At 49.2% G+C, this 23,097-nt stretch carries 23 protein-coding genes, 1 tRNA gene and 1 pseudogene; 10 read left to right on the top strand and 15 right to left on the bottom strand.

Annotation, left to right across the window (positions count from 1 at the left end):
• Positions 1-22: 22 nt before the first annotated feature.
• Positions 23-775 carry a TorF family putative porin gene (locus ACJJID_RS18365; protein ID WP_152450588.1) on the bottom strand — a complete coding sequence of 251 codons (753 nt, stop codon included), beginning with the start codon at positions 773-775 and terminating at the stop codon, positions 23-25.
• 422 nt (positions 776-1,197) lie between these two features.
• On the opposite strand from ACJJID_RS18365, the gene ACJJID_RS18360 reads away from it, so the two are divergent.
• The 5 genes from ACJJID_RS18360 (at position 1,198) to ACJJID_RS18340 (ending at position 4,045) form a co-directional block, all read left to right on the top strand.
• A complete protein-coding gene (locus ACJJID_RS18360) occupies positions 1,198-1,440 on the top strand; it encodes an accessory factor UbiK family protein (protein WP_152450586.1) in 243 nt (80 codons plus the stop codon).
• 34 nt (positions 1,441-1,474) lie between these two features.
• Positions 1,475-2,971: a YifB family Mg chelatase-like AAA ATPase gene (locus tag ACJJID_RS18355; protein ID WP_444920710.1), complete on the top strand. Its 1,497-nt coding sequence runs from the start codon at positions 1,475-1,477 to the stop codon at positions 2,969-2,971.
• A 149-nt stretch (positions 2,972-3,120) separates the two neighbouring features.
• Positions 3,121-3,408, top strand: a complete 288-nt coding sequence (locus ACJJID_RS18350) for a putative quinol monooxygenase (protein ID WP_444920709.1) — start codon at positions 3,121-3,123, stop codon at positions 3,406-3,408.
• Positions 3,408-3,851: a MarR family winged helix-turn-helix transcriptional regulator gene (locus ACJJID_RS18345; RefSeq protein ID WP_444920708.1), complete on the top strand. Its 444-nt coding sequence runs from the start codon at positions 3,408-3,410 to the stop codon at positions 3,849-3,851. The genes ACJJID_RS18350 and ACJJID_RS18345 overlap by 1 nt, the downstream gene beginning before the upstream one ends.
• On the top strand, positions 3,848-4,045 hold the full coding sequence (locus ACJJID_RS18340) for a hypothetical protein (RefSeq protein WP_444920707.1): 198 nt from the start codon (positions 3,848-3,850) through the stop codon (positions 4,043-4,045). Before ACJJID_RS18345 ends, ACJJID_RS18340 begins: the two co-directional genes overlap by 4 nt.
• A 119-nt stretch (positions 4,046-4,164) precedes the next feature.
• On the opposite strand, the gene ACJJID_RS18335 is transcribed toward ACJJID_RS18340, so the two are convergent.
• The 4 genes from ACJJID_RS18335 to ACJJID_RS18320 all read right to left on the bottom strand — a co-directional run bounded on the left by ACJJID_RS18335 (position 4,165) and on the right by ACJJID_RS18320 (position 8,061).
• Complete coding sequence (locus ACJJID_RS18335) at positions 4,165-5,448, bottom strand: amidohydrolase family protein (RefSeq protein ID WP_444920706.1); 1,284 nt, start codon at positions 5,446-5,448, stop codon at positions 4,165-4,167.
• A 93-nt stretch (positions 5,449-5,541) separates the two neighbouring features.
• Complete coding sequence (gene bla / locus ACJJID_RS18330; RefSeq protein ID WP_444922652.1) at positions 5,542-6,390, bottom strand: subclass B3 metallo-beta-lactamase; 849 nt, start codon at positions 6,388-6,390, stop codon at positions 5,542-5,544.
• A gap of 2 nt (positions 6,391-6,392) precedes the next feature.
• Entirely contained in the window at positions 6,393-7,361 is a 969-nt protein-coding gene (locus ACJJID_RS18325; RefSeq protein ID WP_444920705.1) for an alpha/beta hydrolase family protein, read from the bottom strand.
• Positions 7,362-7,476: 115 nt separating this feature from the next.
• Positions 7,477-8,061, bottom strand: a complete 585-nt coding sequence (locus ACJJID_RS18320) for a GNAT family N-acetyltransferase (RefSeq protein ID WP_444920704.1) — start codon at positions 8,059-8,061, stop codon at positions 7,477-7,479.
• Between the two features lie 382 nt (positions 8,062-8,443).
• Here ACJJID_RS18320 and ACJJID_RS18315 point away from each other — a divergent pair, with 382 nt between their 5' ends.
• Together ACJJID_RS18315 and ACJJID_RS18310 are read left to right on the top strand one after the other, a co-directional pair.
• Complete coding sequence (locus ACJJID_RS18315) at positions 8,444-8,893, top strand: transposase (protein ID WP_444922596.1); 450 nt, start codon at positions 8,444-8,446, stop codon at positions 8,891-8,893.
• Positions 8,794-9,222: pseudogene (locus ACJJID_RS18310) on the top strand (IS5 family transposase); the annotation flags it as partial. The gene ACJJID_RS18315 and the pseudogene ACJJID_RS18310, both read left to right, overlap by 100 nt.
• A 144-nt stretch (positions 9,223-9,366) precedes the next feature.
• Here the strand turns inward: ACJJID_RS18310 and ACJJID_RS18305 are convergent.
• From ACJJID_RS18305 to ACJJID_RS18290, 4 genes are read right to left on the bottom strand one after another with little or no spacing between them, the layout of a single operon-like run.
• Entirely contained in the window at positions 9,367-9,936 is a 570-nt protein-coding gene (locus ACJJID_RS18305) for a GNAT family N-acetyltransferase (RefSeq protein WP_444920703.1), read from the bottom strand.
• Between the two features lie 10 nt (positions 9,937-9,946).
• Entirely contained in the window at positions 9,947-10,450 is a 504-nt protein-coding gene (locus ACJJID_RS18300) for a GNAT family N-acetyltransferase (protein WP_444920702.1), read from the bottom strand.
• A 17-nt stretch (positions 10,451-10,467) separates the two neighbouring features.
• On the bottom strand, positions 10,468-10,920 hold the full coding sequence (locus ACJJID_RS18295) for a YaiI/YqxD family protein (RefSeq protein WP_152450565.1): 453 nt from the start codon (positions 10,918-10,920) through the stop codon (positions 10,468-10,470).
• Positions 10,921-10,922: 2 nt separating this feature from the next.
• Positions 10,923-11,141, bottom strand: coding sequence for a DUF3565 domain-containing protein (locus ACJJID_RS18290; protein ID WP_152450563.1), 219 nt, complete (start codon positions 11,139-11,141; stop codon positions 10,923-10,925).
• 153 nt (positions 11,142-11,294) lie between these two features.
• Between ACJJID_RS18290 and rep the strand changes: the two genes are divergently transcribed.
• The gene (gene rep / locus ACJJID_RS18285) at positions 11,295-13,328 is read left to right on the top strand and encodes a DNA helicase Rep (protein WP_444920701.1); all 2,034 of its coding nucleotides are present in this window, start codon (positions 11,295-11,297) and stop codon (positions 13,326-13,328) included.
• Positions 13,329-13,434: 106 nt separating this feature from the next.
• Here the strand turns inward: rep and ACJJID_RS18280 are convergent, their stop codons facing one another.
• On the bottom strand, positions 13,435-13,851 hold the full coding sequence (locus ACJJID_RS18280; RefSeq protein WP_444920700.1) for a c-type cytochrome: 417 nt from the start codon (positions 13,849-13,851) through the stop codon (positions 13,435-13,437).
• 187 nt (positions 13,852-14,038) lie between these two features.
• Between ACJJID_RS18280 and ACJJID_RS18275 the strand changes: the two genes are divergently transcribed.
• A tRNA-Arg gene (locus ACJJID_RS18275) sits at positions 14,039-14,115 on the top strand.
• Positions 14,116-15,182: 1,067 nt separating this feature from the next.
• Here the strand turns inward: ACJJID_RS18275 and ACJJID_RS18270 are convergent.
• The 5 genes from ACJJID_RS18270 to narL form a co-directional block, all read right to left on the bottom strand.
• Entirely contained in the window at positions 15,183-17,570 is a 2,388-nt protein-coding gene (locus ACJJID_RS18270) for a S8 family peptidase (protein WP_444920699.1), read from the bottom strand.
• 33 nt (positions 17,571-17,603) lie between these two features.
• Complete coding sequence (locus tag ACJJID_RS18265) at positions 17,604-18,575, bottom strand: AAA family ATPase (protein WP_444920698.1); 972 nt, start codon at positions 18,573-18,575, stop codon at positions 17,604-17,606.
• A 322-nt stretch (positions 18,576-18,897) separates the two neighbouring features.
• On the bottom strand, positions 18,898-19,179 hold the full coding sequence (locus tag ACJJID_RS18260) for a type ISP restriction/modification enzyme (protein WP_444920697.1): 282 nt from the start codon (positions 19,177-19,179) through the stop codon (positions 18,898-18,900).
• A gap of 29 nt (positions 19,180-19,208) precedes the next feature.
• A complete protein-coding gene (gene moeA, locus ACJJID_RS18255) occupies positions 19,209-20,450 on the bottom strand; it encodes a molybdopterin molybdotransferase MoeA (RefSeq protein WP_444920696.1) in 1,242 nt (413 codons plus the stop codon).
• 45 nt (positions 20,451-20,495) lie between these two features.
• Positions 20,496-21,161, bottom strand: coding sequence for a two-component system response regulator NarL (narL, locus tag ACJJID_RS18250; protein ID WP_252084129.1), 666 nt, complete (start codon positions 21,159-21,161; stop codon positions 20,496-20,498).
• Positions 21,162-21,356: 195 nt separating this feature from the next.
• Here narL and ACJJID_RS18245 point away from each other — a divergent pair, with 195 nt between their 5' ends.
• The gene (locus ACJJID_RS18245; RefSeq protein WP_444920695.1) at positions 21,357-22,970 is read left to right on the top strand and encodes an antiporter; all 1,614 of its coding nucleotides are present in this window, start codon (positions 21,357-21,359) and stop codon (positions 22,968-22,970) included.
• The last annotated feature ends 127 nt before the right edge of the window (positions 22,971-23,097 follow it).

The following is a 23,097-nucleotide window of genomic DNA, read 5'->3' as shown; positions in this document are numbered from 1 at the left end:
CAAATTATCGCGGGCGAATGGATTACCAAGTGTAGGTAGCGCCAACTACCAGCGAGGGTTCACACCAGTCATAATCAAAGCACTCTTTTTTGCTCAAATTAGTTCCAACATATGCAGCACTCAAGTTCAACCCACCGAAATCTCTACTGAGCGTTGCGGAGTAATCGATATAGTTATCTTCCTCATAAAGAAACTCATCCTCCTTGAAAATATTGTAACCAACATGTAAATCCAGACTCAGCTCTGCAGGCAGTGAGAAACTGTATTCCGCAAAGGTGTAATAAAATTCATCGCTCTGCGCCCAATAATCGGGTGAGTACGCAAATCCTAGGGTCAGATCTTTAATGCTGAGGTTGCTATAAACTTCCCAGTAATCTTCATCTTGGTCACTGCCGTGATAGGCGTAATAGATATAGCCAACGTCGTAACTAATAGAGTCATTGATATCCGCGGAGAAACCGCCGTAAAAATCCTGCTCGTAATCGGTCTCATCAACTTCATAATCAAAGTCCACCTGTGAGGCCCAGGTGCCGACATAGAAACCGTTGCCAAAATCCAGATCTAGACCACCCTGAATTGCAGGATTTCTATCCTTTTGTGAGATACCCCGGAAACGATAATCTGAAACCATACCCAGGTTGGCGCTAAAACTGATGCCTTCTTCCTGAGAGCCACTGGAAGAGGTATTTTCTTCAGCATTCGATAGATTGGCAGTGCCCAACGCCAGTAAAGCGCCAGCGAAAATAGTGGCAATTTTATGCTTTTTAACTTCCACTTTATTTCTCCTAAATTTCTGTAGGCTGTATTTCAAGAGCTGTAATGGCGCCGCCTGCAATCGGTCCTGCACTGTCGGGTATGACAGAGGGTCTCTTGCGTCTTGTGAACCGCTACTTTCCCAGACTCCCAGTGATCGTAAATGGCACACCTACCCTTTCACTGCAGACTTGATGCCAATACAGCAATATTCAATAAAATCAATAAGTAAGCGAATAATCAGACAACCGGAATAAATACGAACAAAGAGCCCGCAAAGTCTCGCGCACCAAGATGGAACTGTTTGTCATCGCGCGCACAGAAATGGTGAATCTTGCAGAGGCAGAGTTCAGAATAGTGCACAAAGAGTCAGCTTTTGTGGCTATAGGGTGTGAGTTACAATCCTGTGCCAATAGATAAGTTTTAAACAGTAAGGAGTTGCCCGTGGCTGCGGACAAACTGCAACAACTCTTAAAAGAACTGCAACAGCAGGGCACAGTAGTCACTAATGACCTGCGCAGTGCCCTGGAGGTTTCACTGGATAAATTGCCGCTGGTCTCCCAGCGCGAGTTCGATACCCAAGTGGAGATACTGAGACGCACCAGGGAAAAACTGGCCCGCCTGGAAGATAAGGTGGAAATACTGGAGCAGGCCCTCGCACAGAGAGAACGTAAACCCGAGGACTAGTCTCCCCACAAGCCGCCGCATCAAGGATGAAAATGTGAGCCTGTCAGTTACCTACACCCGCGCACAGTTGGGTGTTAACGCCCCACTGGTCACCGTTGAGACCCACTTGGCCAACGGGCTCCCCGCCTTCCATATCGTCGGCCTACCCGAAGCCGCCGTACGCGAAAGCCGTGACCGGGTGCGCAGCGCCCTGATCAACAGTCATTTTGAATTCCCTCAGCGGCGTATCACCGTTAATCTGGCCCCCGCCGATCTACCCAAAGAGGGCGGGCGCTACGACCTCGCTATCGCTATCGGCATACTCGCTGCCTCTGGCCAAGTTCCCATTGAGCCGCTGGAAAGCTATGAATTTATCGGAGAGCTCGCCCTTACCGGCGGAATACGCCAAGTCAGCGGCGCACTCCCAGCAGCTATCGCCAGTGCCGCCGCCGAGCGTCTATTAATAGTACCCAACGAAAATAGTAGCGAAGCTGCCCTGGCCGGTAGCGAAGTCGCTAGCGCCAACTCGCTTCTTGAAGTGTGTGCAGAACTGCATGGCAGGGAGAAACTACCACGCGGGGAAGTGCGAACAGAGCAAGTGATTACTCAGGCTGCGAACCTCGCCGATGTTCGCGGCCAGCTCAAGGCGAGGCGCGCATTGGAAGTCGCTGCAGCCGGGGGCCACAACCTACTGTTCTACGGACCACCGGGTACAGGCAAAACCATGCTGGCAAGCCGCCTGCCAGGCATATTGCCGCCTCTTACCAGCCGTGAATCTATAGAAGTCGCCGCCGTTTACTCCAGTGCCGGTTTACCTCACCAAAGTCACAGGCCATTCCGCGCACCGCACCACAGCGCCTCCCCAACTGCCCTGGTCGGCGGGGGCAGCACCCCACGTCCAGGAGAAATTTCCCTAGCTCACCGCGGCGTCTTATTTCTGGATGAAATGCCGGAGTTTCCCCGCCATGCTTTGGAGATACTGCGCGAACCGCTGGAGAATGGCGAGGTACGCATTTCCCGCGCCAGAGCGCAAGTCACCTTCCCCGCCCACTTCCAATTGGTAGCCGCGATGAATCCCTGCCCCTGTGGTTATCTGGGGGAACCGCGCTGCCGCTGCACCCCGGACCAGATAGACCGCTACCGCAACAAGCTGTCCGGACCACTGTTGGACCGTATTGATATGCAGGTGGAAGTTGGCGCAATGAGCGCAATACAGTTACAGGATTCTCCTCCCGGTGAGTCATCTGAGAGTGTGCGTGAGCGAGTCTGTAATGCCCGCCAACAGCAGTTACAGCGACAGGGAACAATCAATAGCTTATTAAAAGGGGCATCGCTGGAAAACCACTGCGCCCTAGGCGATACCGAAAAACTACTACTGCGACAGTCAGTAGAAAAACTTGGGCTTTCCGCACGCAGCTATCATCGAGTGCTTAAAGTCGCGCGCACTCTGGCGGACCTAGCCAAACAGGAAAGAATTGGTACGGCACAAATTGCCGAAGCGTTGGCTTACCGGAATCTAGACAGACGCCAGGCAAGCGTTCATACACATTAAAAGCTCTTTGCGTCCTCTAAATCCCGAATTTACCGCCTGAGTGGATTCTCATTGTTACAACGCCATCAGCTGTGTATTACACTGGTATTTGACAGGTCAAAAATTATAGTTATCATGATAACTATAATTTACGCCGTTGAGTTAGCCTTATGAATAATCACCTATTCATTATTGCCAAAATTTTCCCCAAGACAGAATTCTTTGCGCAAGCCAAACAGGCCATCTTATCCATAGTGCAAAATACCCTCGAAGAGGAGGGCTGCCTCCAGTTCGCAGTGCACGAGGATGGGGAATGCCTATTTTTATACGAGGAGTGGCGCAGCCAGGAAGACTTAGAAAAGCATTACACCATGCCCTATATCGCTCCGATATTCGAAACCTATAAAGAGTGGCTAAAAGAGCCGGTGGAGATCAATAAGCTAGAGAGACTGGCCTAATGTTTTTCCTCAAAGAACTTCCCTCGCAACAAATGGTTGAAGGATATGCCAAACGATTTTCCGTAAAAGATCCCGGTGCCGTTCAAGGCGCACTTACCATGATGCGGGATGCAAGCCTGCTATTACGAGATCTGGAGAGCTATTTTACTGAGCACGGAACCTCCCAGCTGCGTTTCCTAGTAATGATCGTCATCGACCGGGAGCCATACAGAGACAGTTTATTGGCTTCTGAAATCGCAGAACGAATTGATGTTTCCCGGCCGGTAATGACCCGCACCCTGAAAAGCATGGTGCAAGATGAGCTTATCGCTATGGAAGCAGATTCCAGAGATGGTAGGGCAAAATGTGTGGCACTCACCAAGAGTGGAAAACAATTTTTACAGAAAATTTTGCCTGGGTATTTTAAGACAATTTCTAAATTTATGGAGGAACTGAACAAATGAAGGGACCGATAGTACACGCCCTGTGCATCTGGGCATTGGTTTACCCCATTGTTACTCTATTACTTCTGGGGATGCAGGCACTGGAATTGCAAATTGCAATTGGTTTAAAGGCTTTAATAATGACCGCCATTCTGGTCCCACTAATGTATTTCTATCTTGTGCCAAAGGTACATGGCTTGTTAGAAACAAATTAAAACAAAGGGGCATATTAAAATGGAGAAAATATATCCCAGCTTGGCAATCAAACTGGGTATTTTTTAACAAATCTATAATCAAAAAAATATTATGTTCGAATAAAATCTACTACCTACCATTAATTGGAATTATTGACTAACATTTTCCCCTGCTTCACACCAATGTAAATCTTATCAAGAAAACCTAAATCCTCTAGAGGATTGCCCTCCAACACTAAGAAGCTACCCTCAGCACCTACGGCAAAGGTGCCTAAATCTCGCTCCGGAAACATCCACTTCGGAGTATCCATGGTCAAGGATTTAAGTAATACTTCTCTCGGTGCAATATCTAGAGAGTCCAAATAGCGAATTTCACGAAGTACCGTACCAGAAAAATTATCACTCCCCATTAATAAAGATACGCCAGCATTGCGTAAACGGGTAAGATTATCTCTCTGAATCTGCTGTATCTCCCTCAATTCATCTCCTGAATATTTGTGTCCAGTGGGCACACTAGCTGTTGCAATCAACTTTGTACCCTGCTCAGCAGCTAAAGCTATAGTAGTATCGCTCAAAACATAGTCCTGAATATCGAAGCCTTCATTTCTGGCAATTCTATATCCGGGCAAATGACCCAAAACATCGACACCAGCCTTAATAGCTACTTCGGCATCGTGGGCAGTATCCACGTGGGCCACCACTAGAATTCCCGATTGATGGGCACGCTCGACTATCTTAGGCACTAATTTTGGATTGAGACCATTGATACCAAAGTATTTCTGATCACCATGGCGCTCCTCAAATTTTTCACTGCCGACAAGTATAATTTTAATAAAAGAGGGGTGGTTGGCATTAACTTTCTCCCAAATTTGGTCGAGATCCTCTTTACTATCTGCCACCAGCACCATTTCCTGGGCGCTTTTTAACTCATCATTGGTGACTTCTTTTTTGCCATTTAAGATCAACCCTAGGGGATGACCATCGGAAGCTGTTATACAGTCTGAAGCAAATAAAACATCCATGGTATCCCTACTGTTGAACTGCGCCTTGATCTCCTCACCAAAGCTGCACATCTGCACGCTGTAAAAAACTCCAGATTTAATCTGCAGAGGCCCAAAATTCTTGATACCCCAAGGGTTTTGTAGATTGTGATTATGTCCTTCAGCATAAGGCGGCACTACATACTTTCCACTGGCATCAAAGGTATAATCAACCTTTTGTGGCTTGGTCTTAGTCAAAGAGCCATTCTCGTCAACAAACCAAGTCGCTTGCTTAAAATCCTCCCCATCAAACCACTTACCTCCCACCACGGCATATGTAGTTTCACCAAAAGCTTTCTGAGAAAGAATAATTAAAAACACCCCATAGAAAAAACGACTAATAAAACTTTCTGAAACACCTTCAAACAATTTTACTTTAAACATTATTAACTGCTAACTCTATTTATATAAGAACAACTCGAATTAATTCATTTTATATAATTCAAATTTCTACAACGAAAAAATCATTATTTCTAACTATTCACGTAGTTGTTGTTCAAATTTTTCCGAAGCTGCATCGGAATATCCTTTACAGCCCACTCTCACTTTTCTGGTAATAGTATCCTGAAATACCCACCCACTTGCAGCCGGGTGAGGCGTAATGAGTAAATCACAAGGTAAATCGCGTACACGGGCGAAGCTTGTGCGGAAGTCCTCTACGATATTGGGGTAGCGGCTATTATCAATCAGTTGATAACCGGGCGCTGTAAGGCTATCCACATAAGCGATGTCTTTAGTTTTACCGTCAACTTTGTCTTCCCAGGTCCAGGCCATACTGCCCGGTGTATGGCCTGGGATAAAATGTACGCGTAAGCGCAAATCCCCTAGAACCACTTGCTCGCCATCATGCAGTATACGATCCGCCTTTATTGGCGGATATAAAAGTTCGTCGGCAAAGTGAATATCATTAGCACCACCGCGAGCCATCAACACAGCCGACTCGGCATTGGTTACTACCTGTGCACCAGTCACGCGTTTTAGCTCGGCTAAGGAACCTACGTGGTCTGCATGGGCCTGACTGTGTAAGATTAATTTGAGATCCGTGGGGGCGACTCCCAATCTCCGCATATTTTCCAATAAATGTTCAGCAGTCTGCTCCATGCCACCGTCAATTAAAATCGACCCCTCTTTGCTTTTTAATAACAATGAGGTAATTCCCTCTGTACCTATTTGCCACGTATTATCTGCTATTTTTAGAGGCGCTACTGGCTGACGCCAAGACTCAGGCACTTTATAGTTTTCCAGTTGCGGCAATACAGAGAATTTTTCTGCCATCGTAGCACTGGCGCAAACTGTCATTACTACGGCGACTAGTTTGATTCTTATATTCATTGATTGATCTCTATTTTCTTTGTATCTGACATACATCCCGGAGCTCCATCAATTACAGTCTTTTTTATCCATCCAGCAATTCGTTCAAAAACCTCTCCTCGGTGATTTACAGCATTTGTATCTGTCATATAGTGATCGTAACCGGGATACTCCCAATATGTTAATTCACAACGCCCCGCGCTTGCATAAGCATCACGTGCTGCGCGGCCGGAACTAACAGGAGAGGACTTATCTTCTGTACCCTGAATCAATAAGACAGGGGCATGGCTATCCATTAAGTCATTGACTGGTATTCGATCGACAACATCGGCCCACCAGCGCATAGAGTTTCCCCCCCAGACTTCTACACTTTCAGGGTTCGCCCGTGCGTAAGCAAGCTTGGCATCGACTTCTTTCGCTACGTGAGGAGGAACCAAGGACTTGAGTACCTCGGCAAAAGATTGCCCAAGCCCACTAGAGAAAACTACAGCCGCATCTGGGTTTAACCTGGAGGCCAAACGGGCAACTACATCACCACCCTCTGAGCCACCAAAGAGTACCAGCTTGCCATTCCACCAGTTAGAATCTTTTAACTCATCAACAATTTGCACAACATCCCGGGTGCGCTGCTCAACGGTATGGTTCGCCACATAGGCCTGAGAGCAATCTTTAAATTGGTCATTGGGTCCATCCGCATGGGTCACCCCGTATTTTTCTACCAGTAGCACTGCAAAACTTGGGGCAATCGTCTTAACTTGTTGCACCGTCTTATTCTTAATGGCAGGAAGACAACCTGAGCCTTGAGCGATCAGTAACAGACCGCGAGGATCATTGTGGGCGGGAAATTCTAGAGACCAGTAAATGGTTGAGTTATCCTGACGTTTACTCGTGTTTTTTATGAACTCCGCATGTGCCATCGGAAAACTGTATACCAGCAGAATATTTATAAGAACAATTTTTATTACCTTTAATCGATATAGACTCACCTTAAAACACCTCCATTTGCTTTTATTTCTTATGCTTATTGAGAGTGCTGTTTAAGACGCAAGCCCCCCAAATAGGTTCCATTAAATAGTGGAAAGTCTGTCTATAGGTTTATAGTTAAACTGCTTGAGAGAGTTTTCTGTCTCTCTGATCCCACCAAGCATCAAACGATAGCCGATACAAACAGTGAGGCCGCAGAGGGCTGTTTTCCGGTACCAGTGGATGGTCAAAGATTGAAGGGTCTCGACTCATACCCAGGCCATGCATCATTCTTTGCGAAGGAAGGTTTTGTAATGCGGTACATCCCAGTATTTCATTGATGTTTAATCGCTCGAATGCTATTGCAAAGGCAGCCTTTGCCGCTTCACTGGCATACCCCCGCCCCCAGAAATCCCTGCTGAGTCGGCAACCAAGTACCACACTTGGTGAGAAAGGCAACTCCGCCGAAGCGTGTTTAATACCAGCGTAACCAATGAATTTTCCATTCTCTTTCAACTCCACCGCCCAGTACCCCCACCCGTATTCATCTATATGCTCCTTAAGAGCATTTAGTAGCTTATTACTTTTAATTCGGTTCAGAGTGCAGGGAAAGAACCGCATAACCTGACTATCTGCATTTAAATTAGCAAAATCACCCCGATCCTCTTCTCGCCATTGACGAAGGACTAGTCGCTTTGAGTCAGGCTGAATCAATCTGGCCATTGTCTGGGTAGCTACGTGCTAAGAAAATGCCTGGTAATACCTATACCCTTAAGACCATTTTGAAGTAATGAAAGTCCATCTGGCTAAAAAATGAATAATTTAATCTCGACAAATTTTTCCTGTTTTCATAAAGCTCTAAGGTGACCAAAGAAATGCAAACCGTTCTATAGGTGTATGTATTCCTTTCCAGTAGAAAATACTCACCCTACGGAACACCTGATTGTGGGAAAAATTTATCAGGGGATCACTAAATATTCATAATGCTCCTGGCATTAAGAATGGTTCGTGATCAAGGGGTCGCTTCGCAGGAATGTGTTAGAAGCTGTTTCATAACTTGAAATCGGTTATTCTCACGCAATTACTTAAAAAAAGTCCAGCAATAGTGAGCCGATTCCAGTCAGAGTTAACCAATGATCAATGGAAATTGATCGAACCTTGTCTTCCTGAGTTAAAACGAGGAAAGGGAGGCCCAAAACCCATTGATAATCGAGCTTGTTTTGAAGGCATCCTGTGGGTTTTGCGTTCTGGAGCTCGATGGAAAGATCTTCCTTCACACTATCCATCACCGAGTACATGCTGGAGAAGGCTTCAGTTTTGGGAAGAGCAAGGAGCTTGGCTACATGCATGGAGAAGATTCCTGGAGCTATTGGATCAACAGTCTTTGCTTAACTGGGAGGAAGTCTTTTCTGATGGTAGCTTTGCACCAGCAAAAAAGGGGGCTTCGAAGTCGGGAAAACCAAGCGGGGCAAGGGTTCAAAGTGGATGGTGGTGGTCGATGGCGAAGGTATTCCACTGGGAGGCACCATTACTTCGGCCTCACCAGCAGAAGTAAAGTTATTACATCCATTGCTTGATGTTACGTATAAAAATACAAAGATTCATCGCTTAGTTTATGATAAAGCGGCGGACTCTGATCCTCTTAGAGATAGTCTGTTGAGTCGTGGAATCGACCTTATCTGTCCACACAGGATAAATAGGAAAAAAGCCTCAAGGCAGGATGGTAGAAAGCTCAGAAGGTATACTCGCCGTTGGAAAGTTGAGCGGACTTTTGCGTGGTTGGGAAATTACCGCCGTTTGGTTGTTAGATGGGAGCGATATTTGTCCACTTATCGTGCTTTTTTCTATATTGCATGCATGTTAATTACGTTAAAGAAGTTATGAAACAGCTTCTAGCCTTTCAAGGCGCCGCAATACGGAGTGTGAGTCACATAGTAAGCTGCGCAGGGAGAACCTTGTGGCCACAAAAGAATACGAAACTAATCAGGGGGCCTCTTTTTTAGCCAAAGAGTACCCAGAGTAGATAAATTATTTGATTGAATGCTCTCTAGACCATTCATCAGCATTGATACGATATAAACAATGTTTTAACAAAGGGCTATCGTTTGGAACCTGCGGATGTTCAAAGACAAGAGAATCCCGTCGCATGCCCAGCCGCTCCATCACCCGCTGGGAGCGAAGGTTCTGTAACGGTGTAAAAGAAACGACCTCACTGAGATTCAGGGTATTAAAAGCTACATCCAAAGATGCTTTTGCAGCTTCACTGGCATAGCCCTTCCCCCAATAAGGGAAGGCCAAGCGCCAGCCAATCTCTACTGCCGGTGCGAAGGGCAAATCTTCGGTCACATTTTTCATGCCGACAAACCCGAGAAACTCTTTTGTCTCTCTCAGCTCCAAGGCCCAAAAGCCCCAGCCGTACTTCTCAATATGCGCAATACAGCGATCCACACCGGCGTCACTCTGCTGTCGCGTCAGCAATGCGGGGAAAAACTCCATCACCCTTGGGTCGACATTCATTTCGGCGAATACAGGCTTATCTTCCTCTCGCCACTGGCGCAGCTGTAAGCGTTCGGTCATGGGTTGTATTAATTCAGGCATGGAATATTCGCTATTCAATATTTTGTTTCTGCTGAAAACCTTTAGACGGTGCGACCATAAAATCGCACTGATCCAACCATTTTCGCTGCCCTGGATAAGCAGCTCCCTCAAAGCCCAATTTCTGGTAGAGAGTCCGTGCCGCTAGATTAGTACGCAAGACAAATAAAGAGCACTCGATCGCATCCAGGGCTCTAGCTCCTGTTTGTGCAAGCTGTACTACTAGCGAACGTCCTAATCCGGCTCCACGATGATTGGGGGAGACAATTAAGCGACTTAGGTGGCAGCGACCCAGGTGTTGGTAATACTGCCCAAAAGCCAGCACATCGCCGCTGCTGTCCTGAAGTGCGTAGCTGGGCAACTCCGGCCATCGACAATCCTCCAAGAAGGACCTCCGCTCGAACGGAAACCTGAAATCAGGACCACCCCACTGTTGGCACTGCTCCCTATCAGGTAGCCAGGACATCAATGTTGGGAATTGCCACTCTTTCATTAGCTTCAGTCTCAAATTCCCCACGGCAATTCTCCTTAAAGCTACTTGCGACTCTTTGCCAGCCATCGATCTAACTGATCGGCAAAAGCTTTGCGATCCGCCTGGCTAAGGGCCGGTGGTCCGCCGGTATGTACGCCGCTGGAGCGCAGGGTATCCATAAAGTCCCGCATATTAAGACGCGCGCGGATATTGGCTTTGGTATAGCGTTCCCCACGGGGATTAAGGGCTTCAGCACCCTTGTCGATCACCTCTGCTGCCAGTGGGATATCGCTAGTAATAATCAGGTCCCCCGCCTCGCAGCGCTGCACTATCTCGTTATCCGCCACATCAAAACCGGCTGTCACTTGCACGGAGCGAATATAGCGCGACGGCGGCACCCGCACCGCTTGGTTGGCCACCAACGTCAGTTCTGTGGCTGTGCGTTCAGCGGCGCGAAACAGGATTTCCTTGATGGCGACTGGGCAGGCGTCGGCATCGACCCAGAGTTTTGTCATGGCTATACAACCTTTTCGAGCGTATCGGGCGGTGCGCCCTCATCGCATTTCTTGCAATTGAGCTGGAAACCCAGCATGGACTCGCGCCCTTGTTCAGTGATCACCCAGGGCCGGTTGGTCCAGGGGGGATTGTGGCGTACATGTTGGAAATGGCCACAGGCGAGCTCCGCCACCCAATGATCCTCTTCATCCAGGTGGTAGCCGGCGATGGGTTGTTGCATGAGGTTACACAAGCAGGGAATATGGCGCAGTTATAGCCAATCCCAAGGGCAAAGTATACGTGTGGCCGGTGGTTCGCACTGGTACTGGGATGATTCGAGCCAAGACTGCTAGAATCTCCCGCTTTTCCGCGACGCGAAGATGCAGCCCCATCTATGACCCAGCTCAATCCCCGCCAATCCGAAGCCGTGAAGTATGTCGATGGCCCCTGCCTGGTACTGGCTGGTGCCGGCTCTGGCAAGACCAGCGTAATCACCCGCAAGATCGCCTACCTGATCGAGCAGTGTGGCTACGCCGCGCGCAATATCGCCGCCCTCACCTTCACCAACAAGGCGGCACGGGAGATGAAAGAGCGGGTCAGCAAACTGCTGGCGGGCCCGGATGGTAAGCGCTCCAAAGCGAGTCACGGCCTCACCGTATCCACCTTTCACAACCTTGGGCTGAATATCCTGCGTAAGGAATACCGCGCTGCCGGCTTTAAGCCCGGCTTCTCCATCTTCGATGCGGAAGACGCCCGCGCCCTGATCAAGGAGCTGATGCTCAGGGATGGCGACCTGGATACAGACCTGTTGGATCGGGTACAAAACCAGATCTCCAATTGGAAGAACGATATGCTCACCCCGCGCCGTGCCCTAGAGCAGGCACAGAGCCCCGGTGAGCAGGCCATCGCGGTTGCCTACGATCGCTACTGTGAAGCCCTCAAGGCCTACAATGCCGTCGACTTCGACGACCTGATCCTGCTGCCGGTACAGTTGTTCGACAAAGATCCAGAGTTGCTGCAACGCTGGCGCAAAAAGATTCGCTACCTGCTGGTGGACGAATATCAGGACACCAACAACTCCCAGTACCTGCTGGTGAAGCTGCTGGTGGGCGGGCGCGGCGGCCTCACAGTGGTGGGAGACGATGACCAGTCTATCTACGCCTGGCGCGGCGCGCGCCCGGAGAATATGAGTGCGCTGAAGACCGACTTCCCCAACCTTCGCCTGATCAAACTGGAGCAGAACTACCGCTCCACCAGCCGCATCCTCAAAGTGGCCAACCACCTGATCGCCCACAATCCTCACGAATTCGACAAAGCATTGTGGTCCGATCGCGGCCTGGGTGAGGAGATCCGCGTGCTCAAGGTGGCCAATGAAAACGAGGAAGCGGAGCGAGTCGCCAACGAGATTTTTCTGCAAAAGAGCCGTCGCGGCTGCAAGTTTATGGATTTTGCCGTGCTCTATCGCGGCAACCACCAAGCGCGCCTGATCGAAATGAAACTGCAGGAACACCAGGTTCCCTACCAGATGTCCGGCGGTACTTCCTTCTTCGCCCGCGCTGAAATCAAGGACGTGATGGCCTACCTGCGCCTGTTGGTGAATCCAGACGATGACAATGCATTCCTGCGCATTATCAATACCCCGCGCCGCCAAATAGGCACCAGCAGCCTGGAAGCCCTGGGCAATTATGCCAAGGGCCGCGAGATCTCCATGTTCAAAGCCTGCTCGGAACTAGGCTTTAAGGAGCATATCAACGAGCAGGGCTACGAGCGCTTGAATCGCTTTGCCCTATGGCTCGAAGGGGTGCAGCGCAACTGTCGCGATACCAGCGCCAATGGTGCCCTGCGCGAGATGCTGGAAGATATCGACTACGCCGGCTGGCTCTCGCAAAACGCCAGCAGTGAGAAGGTGGCCGAGAAGCGTATGGAGAATGTGTTCTGGCTGTTGGAAAGCCTTAACAAGATTATGGAGGGCACCGACGATGAGCTGGAGCAGGATATCCGCCTGGAACAGGCCATCTCCAAACTGATCCTGCGGGATATGCTGGAGCGCCAGGAAGAAGAGGAAGCCACCGATAAGGTCAGCCTCATGACCCTCCACGCCGCCAAAGGCCTGGAATTCCCCCACGTATTTATGATCGGTATGGAAGAGAACTTACTTCCCCACCGCAACAGTATCGAAGACGACAACATCGAAGAGGAGCGCCGCCTCACTTACGTGGGCATTACCCGCGCCCAGCGTACCCTCACCATGACCCTGGCGGGCAAGCGCAAACAGTTCGGCGAAACCCAGGACACCACACCCAGCCGCTTTATTGACGAGTTACCGGAAGAGGATGTATTGCTAGAGGGGTTTGGCAAGGCGACGCCGGAGCAGAATCAGGCGAAGGGAGAGGAAACTTTGGGGTCTTTGCTGAGTATGTTTGATTAATCTCTTATTGATTAAAAATTTTCAAATATTGCCGTACCAGCAAAAACAGATATCCAAAATAAAAAAGGCCGCTCAATAAGCGGCCTTTTTCCGATAGTGAAACAGCTTACTTACTGTTGTCCACCATATAATCAACCGCAGCCTTCACTTCGTCATCGCTACAATCCATACACAGGCCCTTGGGCGGCATGGCATTGATACCATTGATGGCATTGGTGTAAAGAGTGTCCATGCCCTTGGCAATACGCGGTGCCCAGGCAGCGGCATCACCAAACTTAGGCGCGCCCGCTATACCGGCCGCGTGACAGGTAGTACAGCTCTTATTGTAGATATCTTCACCACTGCGGGCGCCTCCACTGGCAGCTTCCGGGGCTGCCGCTACTGCCGCCGCACACTCCTCGCCCTTCATACAGGTCTCACCCGCCGGAGCGATACGCTGTTCAATTTCCTGGTTAACAGACTGGGCTACTGCCGCAGCCGCACTGACGGCCAGTGCCGCCACAATACCCAAAATGCTCTTCATGCTATTCCCCCAAAGGGCCGAAGTGAGTTGGCCCGTAGACTATCGATTTACTGCCGCAAACTTCCACGCCGCGCATTATAAGCACTGTGCCGCCCCCTGCCAAAGCCTGCGTATAAGCGCCATAAGTCCTTTCACACGCCCTCACCCTTCTGTATAATCCGCCTCCCATTGGCACAGATAGCCAAAACCGCCCGTAGCTCAGCTGGATAGAGCGTCGCCCTCCGGAGGCGAAGGTCAGAGGTTCGAATCCTCTCGGGCGGGCCATATACAAGAAAGCCCGCTTATGCGGGCTTTCTTGTATATGGCTCACTCCCAGGTTTCGTTCGAGCTCAGGTTCGACTCGGAGGCAGCAAAGCTGCCGCAGAGCAGCGAGCCCAAGGGGCGAAGCTCATCCTCACGCACACTCTCCGCTTATGCGGGCTTTCTTGTATATGGCTCACTCCTCCCAGGCTTCGTTCGAACTCAGGTTCGACTCGGAGGCAGCATAGCTGCCGTAGAGCAGCGAGCCCAAAGGGCGAAGCTAATCCTCACGCATACCGCCCTCTTATGCGAGCTTCTTTATATATGGCTCACTCCCAGGCTTCGTTCGAACTCAGGTTCGACTCGGAGGTAGCAAAGCTGCCGCAGAGCAGCGAGCCCAAAGGGCAAAGCTCATCCTCTCGCACACTCCCCGCTTATGCGAGCTCCTTTATATATGGCCCACTCCCAGGCTTCGTTCGAACTCAGGTTCGACTCGGAGGCGACAAAGCTGCCGTAGAGCAGCGAGCCCAAAGGGCCAAGCTGATCCTCTCTGATACAAAGCCATGTCAGTGTACTTTCCTTAGTCTTTGATGAATGCTATTGAATATTTCTAATACTAGCTCCGTTTTTAGCGCCTGATAATAAATTAGGGATATTTAGTCGCCCAGAAAAAAACCAAGCCTTCGCCTCAACACAGGGAAACGGGTGCTTTATTCTAGAAAAATTTTAAACCATATAAGACTTAATGGTAGGGGTTGTACTTCTATTGAAATACAACATTCTCATCACATAAATTCTCAAATTTATGGGGAAAAAGTAAGTCAATCAGGAGGCGAATGGGGATGCTTGGGCAGCCTTTTTTGTCAAAATAACAGTGCCCGAAAACGCAATCTAAATCTGTTCATGGAATTGCTTTTAAGAGCAGAAAAAGTGGACCCGACGCATCAAGTTGACTGAGGATATCAGTGCCCAAAAGCTGATTGAAATAGCTAGACCATTTAGCCACACAGACCTAGTACCATAATACCCAGCGACTGTTTCAGGACCGATTATTTACTCCTTCCAAGCTATTTATTTGAAAAGAAGGGAAACTAACTTCTCGCTCTAGCCCTCTGTTTAATCTCTATCTGCTGTGAAATTTGCGTGTACAATTGGGCTTCCTCATTCTCTCTATCCGCCACAGTTACAACTAATGAATAGCTCTCATCTTCAAGGCTCAAGGTATCACTCCAGCCAGAGGCATCCTGCCTAGTTACGACCACAAACCACTTATCTTTCGGCTTGAGTTTCTTAAATGTCCACTGAGAGCACTGGGCTGTCCCTTTGCTTCGAAGCTCTGAAGATATAACTCGGTTATTTTTACTTGAGATAGTATCGCCAAGCTTTTTGTTCTCTTTCTGCTTCTCTTTATGAAAATGCTTCTGCACTTCTTCTAGAGACTCACCTCTAATCAAATTGAAAACGATCTTGGTTGCTTTATATTCAAGCCTTGTTGTTCTAACAGCAGGGGAGTAACAAAGAGCCACCCGAACTTCTCGAGTCGCTTTCTTCGTTCTCAAAAACTCTTCCGGTAAAGGCAATTCATAAAACTGGTAGCTATCATTCTTTATCGTGTCTTCTGCCATAAGCACCACAGCAGACTCATCTGAACGATAAAGGTTCTCTTCGTTAGCCTGACCATACCCTGCAACATCATGACATGGTGGTCGCCTGCTATTAGCTTTGGCATAGTCTTTAATAAACTGCTCTTCAAAGGTAGCTATACATTCTCGTGGCATGTTCGCCTGGTTTATTAACATAGCTCGGAGCATGTTGGCCGAGGTATCTGGATAGTTACTGAGTAATCTACTTGCTAAGTGGGTAATATAGGGAGCAGAAAAGCTTGTACCGTGACACTCAACAAATAGCGTATTGCCGATAAAACCAGGATTTAAGCTAAGCACTCCAGGCTCACCATCTCTATTCTGCCACTGCTTTCCTTCAAAACGCATTGGTGAAGCAAAATTACCGCCATGCGCCACCAGCTCTGGTTTAAGAGCGCCTTTAATTGATGGCCCATGCCTTGTAAAGGGAGATGGCTGATTCATTTTCGCCGCAGCTAAGTGATCGATCTCTTCTGGACGCTGCTCATGGCTACGGGTAGCATCATGTAATGCCAAACTGCCAACCGTAAGAACATTCAGTGCAGGGGCCGGGTCAATAATGGCATTGTGCTCACCCAATAGATATTCTGGATACTCATCTCGCCAGCTATCTTTAGGGATAGGCGGTTCATCCGAGCCTCGGAAGTTGCCGACAGAAACAACAAACAAAATGTCATGCTTTCTGGACAGGAAGTCCAATATATAAGCAATACCTCGAATGTGCTTTCCATCGTATGGAGAGTTCTCATTACCTATCGAGAGATTAAAAATCCGACAACCTAGTTCAACAAAGTGCTCGACGGCTTTTACCAAAGTTGACTCAATGGTTTCCTGGTCAAACTCACACTCTTTATTAAGAATTTTTCCATTATAAATCCAGGCCTGGGGAGCCCAGTAGTTTGCGGCATTACACTCTTCCAGGTTTCCATATAAAGCAATGCCCGCTACTTGAGTTCCATGGCCTGCTAAATCGGACTCATCTTCACCTACAACAAAACTAGCACTCTCTGCCATTGCCGACTTTATTAATGGATGATTGGTATTAATACCACTGTCCAATATACAGACTTTAGGGGCATTATCTGCCGGAGACGGTATATTTTGCGGAATTTCTGCAATATCTCGGCTGATCACCTGATAGTCGATACCACTAACTGGCGGCAAATCGACAAGGCGAACATCAATATGCGATAACAGTTGTTGTGCCTGCGCGGGATTAACTTGCACCCTGTACATTAGAAAACTGTCCAGATTGACTCTGTCCAGTTGGATTAGCTGATTGTCTTTCAGCCATTGCTCAAAAGAAGAAAGTAGCTCTGCCCTGTCTTTAGAAGTAGCCATTTCCACAGGCCACAGCTCGACATCGAGGATAAACTGCTCCTCCTGAGGGAATCCGTGATGCTTAACTGCCCAACTCTTTCGATCTTCCTCACTCCAAGCATCAATTGATGTTAGAGCTTGTAGCAGTTGCTTATGGGTAATATCTTGGTCATCAATACCCAATCGAGTTAGATGATCAGTGAAAGTAGCTAGACCTTGTTCTGTGGTAAACACCACGCATATTTCGCTATCTTCCTGACTAATGAATTCAATACCGTGAGCCTGAAGATTTTTAAAGGTTAATGCACCTTCATACTTGAGCTTAAGAATGTAATGTCCGGCTTTAGAAGTATTCTGCCGCCTGACAATAGCTGAAGCAGTAGTCAAAGAGGCTGAAAGCTTCTGTCCATGACCTGCAAGATCACTGCGGCGCACAAATCTTGGTGGCCTACCAGATCGGCGGGGGTTATTGAGGCTCTCTTTTTCTATTCGTAGATGTTCCTTATCACCTGCCATTACAACTCAATTTCCTTGTACTGTTACTACTCGTTATTTTTCCCGACTGGCTGCCTGCTTAAGGTCTTTTAATGTCAGAAACTCTTGGCTGCGGAGAATCATACGCTTAACCGCCCTGCGGACTATGCGTTCAATATCAGCTCCACTCTTATTCTTGAAGATCGTTATCAGCTGCTTGCTATCAAGTTCAAAATGCCTGCGCACTCCGCGTAACTTCAAAGCCAATAGCTGTTGTAAGATTTGATTACCCGGCAACGGGAAATCTATGGTTTCTTCAAACCTTCTCCAAATGGCTGTATCCAGGATTTGCTCATGATTGGTTGCGGCAAGGATCAAGCTTTTTCCTTGGTAAGCATCCATCATCTGCAAAACGGCATTAACAACACGGCGCAATTCACCATGCTCGGAAGAATCGGCTCTCTCTTTACCAATCGCATCAAATTCATCAAACAGGACCACCATCTGATGATCTGCGATAAAATCGAAGACCTTTCTCAGGTTTGCTGCTGTCTCCCCAAGGAAAGAGGAAACCAGAGCATCTAAGCGAACGATTGCCAACGGCAAGTCCAATTCAAAGGCGACGACTTCAGCAGCTAAGGTTTTTCCGCAACCGGGAGGGCCATAAAACAAGGCCTTGCCAGATGGTTTCATGCCGTAGCTACGCAACACATCTGCTCTGCGGTGTTCCTCCAGCAGCTCTTCTACAGCCTCTAGGCTACCTTCCGGCAAGATAATCTCTTCCAAAGAGCGTTGTGCCTGTCGAATATCCAATAGAGGAAGGCCGCGCTCCTTATCAGTAGGAGGGATAGGTAATAGAGAGCGAACAGCCCCTTTACTGGAAGCCAGCGACTCTCCATATAGAATCTGCTCTAGATCATTTGCCAATAGGTGGTGTTGTTTCTGGCGTTCGTCCTGAATAACGGCTTCAGACGCACGACGAAACGCAGAGCTATCACCGCTAGCTCCGGCCTTTATCAATTGTCTCAGTACTTTTCCGTTTGCCATCTCAACTCACCCAGATGAGGCTCTCCAAATCGTTGTAATAATGACGCTTTGCCTAATTTTTGTCCATCAATCTATATCAAGGGCCGGCAAAGCTTTAATGATTTTCATGGTTTCTATAGCCCAATCTTTGGCATCATTGACGATCCCGCTCTTTTTATCTACAGCCAAAGCTTGGCCTCCATTATCCACTCGATAGCAGCCTTACCATTGACCGCATATTCATAAGCTTATAGTGGTATACCCCTGACCGTAATATGCTCGTTATAAATAACGATGCTATTGTCATTAACGCTTTTGCCATCCACTTTGATTTTGGGGCGCTTCATCTTAGTGACATAAAGTCTCTAGCTTCTAACTGATTAACAGTGCTCCTACCACAGTCAATAGATGCAGAATAAGGTTCAATATTCTCATAGTTCAAGTGCAATTCAGCCAAATCACGACCTGCTTGAGAGAAGCGGCAGAAATCCTTGGCGGTTTTTACATAAGGGATGCGGGGAAGTTCTTTACTGAGATTGTCTGCATAACGCCTGCGATAATCTTCACTGTGAAGGAGGCTGTAGATATAGTAGAAAATATCTCCCTTGTTGATTTTTTCAGTCAAAGGTTTGAACCCTCCCCCCTTGTGAAACCCTACCCCAACGGCACCCCCAATGGCTCAATCACCACTTTCTCCCCAGCCTCTACACTGCCGCTATCCCGCGCCAAAACAATAAAGCAATTAGCAGAAGCCAGGCCGGAAAGAATATGGCTCCCTTGGGTGCCAACCGGCTCCACCACCAAAGTCCCATTCTCATCAGTGCCATAAACACCACGTTGGAAATCGGTACGGCCGGGCTTTTTCTTTAGGGGTTTTAACAGTTTTGCCTGTAAGGCCTGCGGGCCAGTCCACTGATCGCCTTTCATCACACTCAGGGCCGGCACGGCCAGCTGGTAGAAAGTAACCAAAGCGGAAACCGGATTGCCGGGTAGGCCGAAGAAAGGGGTTCCCTGTAGGAAACCAAAGGCAAAAGGTTTGCCTGGCTTCATCGCCACTTTCCAGAAGCCGATCTCTCCCAGTTCTTCCAACACTTCGCGGGTGTAATCCGCTTCGCCAACGGAGACACCACCGGAAGTAATAATGGCATCGGCCTCTTGGGAAGCGCGTTGCAAGGCATTGGTAATGGCCTGTTTGTTATCTGGCAAAATACCCAAGTCCAAAATTTCCAGATCCAACTGATCGAGAGCAGCCAATAGAGCGATGCGGTTGCTATCGTAGATATCGCCTTTACCCAGGGCTTCGCCGGGCTGACGCAGTTCATCGCCAGTAGAGAAAAGGGCAATGACTGGTTTGCGCACTACTGCCACTGTGCCAACACCGGCAGCGGCGAGCAGGGCGATATGGGGAACGCTGATACGCTCTCCGGCCTTAAGCAAGCTAGCCCCTTCGGCCACATCTTCACCGCAGCGGCGAATATGATCCCCACGACGAACTTCACCGTTTATACGTATCGACTCTTCCTGGGCATCGACATTTTCCTGCATCACCACCGTATCCGCACCGGGGGGTACTGCGGCTCCCGTCATAATACGCACGCAAGTGCCCGGGTTTACTACACCGTCAAAAGGTGCTCCGGCAAAAGATTTGCCGATCAGCTCCAGCGGCAAGCCACTGGCCAAGTCTTCAAAGCGCAGAGCGTAACCATCCATTGCTGAGTTATCGCAAGGTGGCAAATTAACGGTGGAGAAAACATCCTCAGCCAATACCCGACCGGCGGCTTGTGCCAGGGGCAAAGTCTCAGTGCCACTGATTGGACTCAGTGCTTCGAGAAGTTTTTCGCGGGCACTTTCTATGGGCATCAGACCCGGTTGGCTACAGCAGTCGATAGTGGGCATAGAGAATTTCTCTTACTTCAGTCCTTTGCGGTGAGGGCAGATTGATCAGTGGTTTCGATCCTGGAAATCAGGGCGCCTTTGATTGACCATCCACACAGCGGCTTCCACACGGGAGCGCATCCCCAATTTCTTCAATAAGTGTTTAACGTGCACCTTCACTGTTGCATCACTAATATCTAATTCGCGAGCAATTAATTTGTTGCTCAGGCCATCGGCGATCAATTGCAGTATTTGGTATTCACGGCTTGTGAGAGAGGAGAGGATATCCGCTCCCGAGTTATCCGGTTTGCGCAGTGCCGAGGCGAGAATTTCTGTGAGACGCTGGCTAATTGCAAGCTTGCCATGAGTAGCCAGAATGACTTGTTCAAGAATATCCTCGGGCTCCATATCCTTGAGCAGGTAGCCATCGGCACCGGCGCGGATACAAGACACCACGTCGGCATTATTATCAGAAACGGTGAGTATCACGATACGCGAGGAAACATCTGCAGCGCGCATTGCGCGCAGTGTATCCAGCCCATCCATACCGCGCATATTCAGGTCCAATAGAATAAGGTCCGGCTCGTGTTGCTTGGCCAGCACCAACGCTTCCTCTCCACTACTGGCCTCGGCCACCAGCTCCAGGCCGGGCTCCATTGCAAATAATTGTTTAAGACCTTTGCGAAATAGCGGGTGGTCATCGACCATCATTACCGTAGCAGAAGAAATCATAGAGAGCCCCGCTTCAATCTGAAAATTGGTTTAAATCTGTACAGTGACTTTACCATAGCGTCCCATCTCGGCGCTTACCCCCTAAGAGGTAGCTATTACTCCAGGGCAAAAGGGTTACTTCCTGTTGGTAATTGAGTAGGCTCAAACCCCGGCCCATAGTGGCTGTACGAATCATTTCGAGGAGGAGTGGCCGCCGTGTCTGACATCTACGAGTGGGCCCCGGAGGACAGCAAATTCTGGCAGTCCAAGGGCAAGAAAATCGCAAACCGGAATTTGTGGATATCCATTCCCAGTTTGCTGTGCGGCTTCGCCGTGTGGCTCTACTGGGGCATTATTACCGTTCAAATGCTCAACCTTGGCTTCCCCATTGCCAAAGCCGATCTGTTTACCCTAATGGCCATTGCCGGCCTCACCGGCGCTACCCTGCGAATACCCAGTAGTTTCTTTATTCGATTGTTCGGTGGGCGCAACACTATTGTATTTACCACAGCCCTGTTGATGATCCCCGCCCTCGGCACCGGTATCGCCCTGCAGAGCAAGGAGACTCCACTGTGGGTATTCCAGTTGCTGGCGCTGCTGTCTGGTATCGGCGGTGGTAACTTCGCCTCTTCCATGTCCAATATCAGTTTCTTTTTCCCCAAGGAAAAGCAGGGACTGGCGCTTGGCCTGAATGCGGGTCTGGGCAACTTCGGTGTTACCACCATGCAGATCCTGGTACCGCTGTTTATGACCTTCGGTGCCTTCGGCGCTGCTGGCGGCGACCCCATGACCCTGGTGAGCAGCTCTGGCTCACTGATCGGCAAGATACCGGCCGGTTCTGAAGCGTGGATTCAAAATGCCGGTTTCGTATGGTTGCTGTTCCTGATCCCGCTGGCCTTTGTGGGTTGGTTCGGCATGAACAACCTGCGCACCGACGAAGTCACCCCGGATGTGGGCAGCTCTATCGGCGCGATGATGAAGATGACCATGATGTTGGGAATCGGCCTCTTCACCGCAATCGCAGGTCTGTGGCTGCTACTTCCCGAAGCGGCCAACGGTTCAGGCTGGGGCGTGCCCAAGGAAATCGTGCTGGTGCTGGTAATCACTGCTACCGTGTTCGGTTTGAAACTGCTGCCCGGTGAGATCAGAACCAGCTTGCAGCGTCAGTACCGCATCTTCAACAACAAGCACACCTGGGTGATGAGTGTCATTTACACCATGACCTTCGGCAGTTTTATCGGTTTCGCGGCAGCCTTCCCCCTGGCAATCAAAGTGATCTTCGGATACAGCCACGTAATGGTGGATGGGGTAATGACTCACGATACCATCAACAACAATGGCCCCAGCGCCCTGATGTACGCCTGGATGGGTCCGTTTATCGGCGCCCTGATTCGCCCGGTAGGTGGTTGGATCTCCGACCGTATCGGCGGAGCCCTGGTTACCCAAATCTGTGCCGCAATCATGGTGGCTAGTGCCCTGGGTGTGGCCTATTACATGAAGGCCGCCTACGGCTCAGCCACGCCGGAAGAGTTCTTCCTGCCCTTCTTCCTGCTGTTCCTGGTGCTGTTCGCCGCTACCGGTATTGGCAATGGCTCTACCTTCCGCACCATCGCCATGGTGTTCCCGAAAGAGCAGGCGGGTCCGGTATTGGGATGGACCTCAGCAGTTGCCGCCTACGGTGCCTTCTATATTCCCAAGGTCTTCGGCGAGCAGATCAAAGCCACTACCCCGGAATACGCCCTGGCAGGCATTGCCATCTTCTACGCTGTTTGCCTGGTGGTTAACTACTGGTTCTACCTGCGTAAAAACGGGGAGTTCTATAACCCTTAATTCAGTTTGACTCACGGGATACCGTTGCTTCGGGGAGGTTTTTACCTCCCCTTTTTTATGATGCACTGGTGAAGAAGCGATACCTCTCCCCTCAGCCATTTCCCTCAGCCATATCGAACCTTCATAT

Source organism: Microbulbifer sp. CnH-101-G (assembly GCF_052466775.1).
This window is presented reverse-complemented; position numbering and strand designations above follow the sequence as displayed.

Bases quoted from the DNA above. Each gene is read 5' to 3' on its own strand.
- ACJJID_RS18350 (WP_444920709.1), top strand. From the start codon at position 3,121: ATGAATAATCACCTATTCATTATTGCCAAAATTTTCCCCAAGACAGAA.
- ACJJID_RS18345 (WP_444920708.1), top strand. From the start codon at position 3,408: ATGTTTTTCCTCAAAGAACTTCCCTCGCAACAAATGGTTGAAGGATAT.
- ACJJID_RS18340 (WP_444920707.1), top strand. From the start codon at position 3,848: ATGAAGGGACCGATAGTACACGCCCTGTGCATCTGGGCATTGGTTTAC.
- ACJJID_RS18335 (WP_444920706.1), bottom strand. From the start codon at position 5,448: ATGTTTAAAGTAAAATTGTTTGAAGGTGTTTCAGAAAGTTTTATTAGT.
- ACJJID_RS18320 (WP_444920704.1), bottom strand. From the start codon at position 8,061: ATGGCCAGATTGATTCAGCCTGACTCAAAGCGACTAGTCCTTCGTCAA.
- ACJJID_RS18305 (WP_444920703.1), bottom strand. From the start codon at position 9,936: ATGCCTGAATTAATACAACCCATGACCGAACGCTTACAGCTGCGCCAG.
- ACJJID_RS18295 (WP_152450565.1), bottom strand. From the start codon at position 10,920: ATGACAAAACTCTGGGTCGATGCCGACGCCTGCCCAGTCGCCATCAAG.
- ACJJID_RS18290 (WP_152450563.1), bottom strand. From the start codon at position 11,141: ATGCAACAACCCATCGCCGGCTACCACCTGGATGAAGAGGATCATTGG.
- rep (WP_444920701.1), top strand. From the start codon at position 11,295: ATGACCCAGCTCAATCCCCGCCAATCCGAAGCCGTGAAGTATGTCGAT.
- ACJJID_RS18280 (WP_444920700.1), bottom strand. From the start codon at position 13,851: ATGAAGAGCATTTTGGGTATTGTGGCGGCACTGGCCGTCAGTGCGGCT.
- ACJJID_RS18270 (WP_444920699.1), bottom strand. From the start codon at position 17,570: ATGGCAGGTGATAAGGAACATCTACGAATAGAAAAAGAGAGCCTCAAT.
- ACJJID_RS18265 (WP_444920698.1), bottom strand. From the start codon at position 18,575: ATGGCAAACGGAAAAGTACTGAGACAATTGATAAAGGCCGGAGCTAGC.
- moeA (WP_444920696.1), bottom strand. From the start codon at position 20,450: ATGCCCACTATCGACTGCTGTAGCCAACCGGGTCTGATGCCCATAGAA.
- narL (WP_252084129.1), bottom strand. From the start codon at position 21,161: ATGATTTCTTCTGCTACGGTAATGATGGTCGATGACCACCCGCTATTT.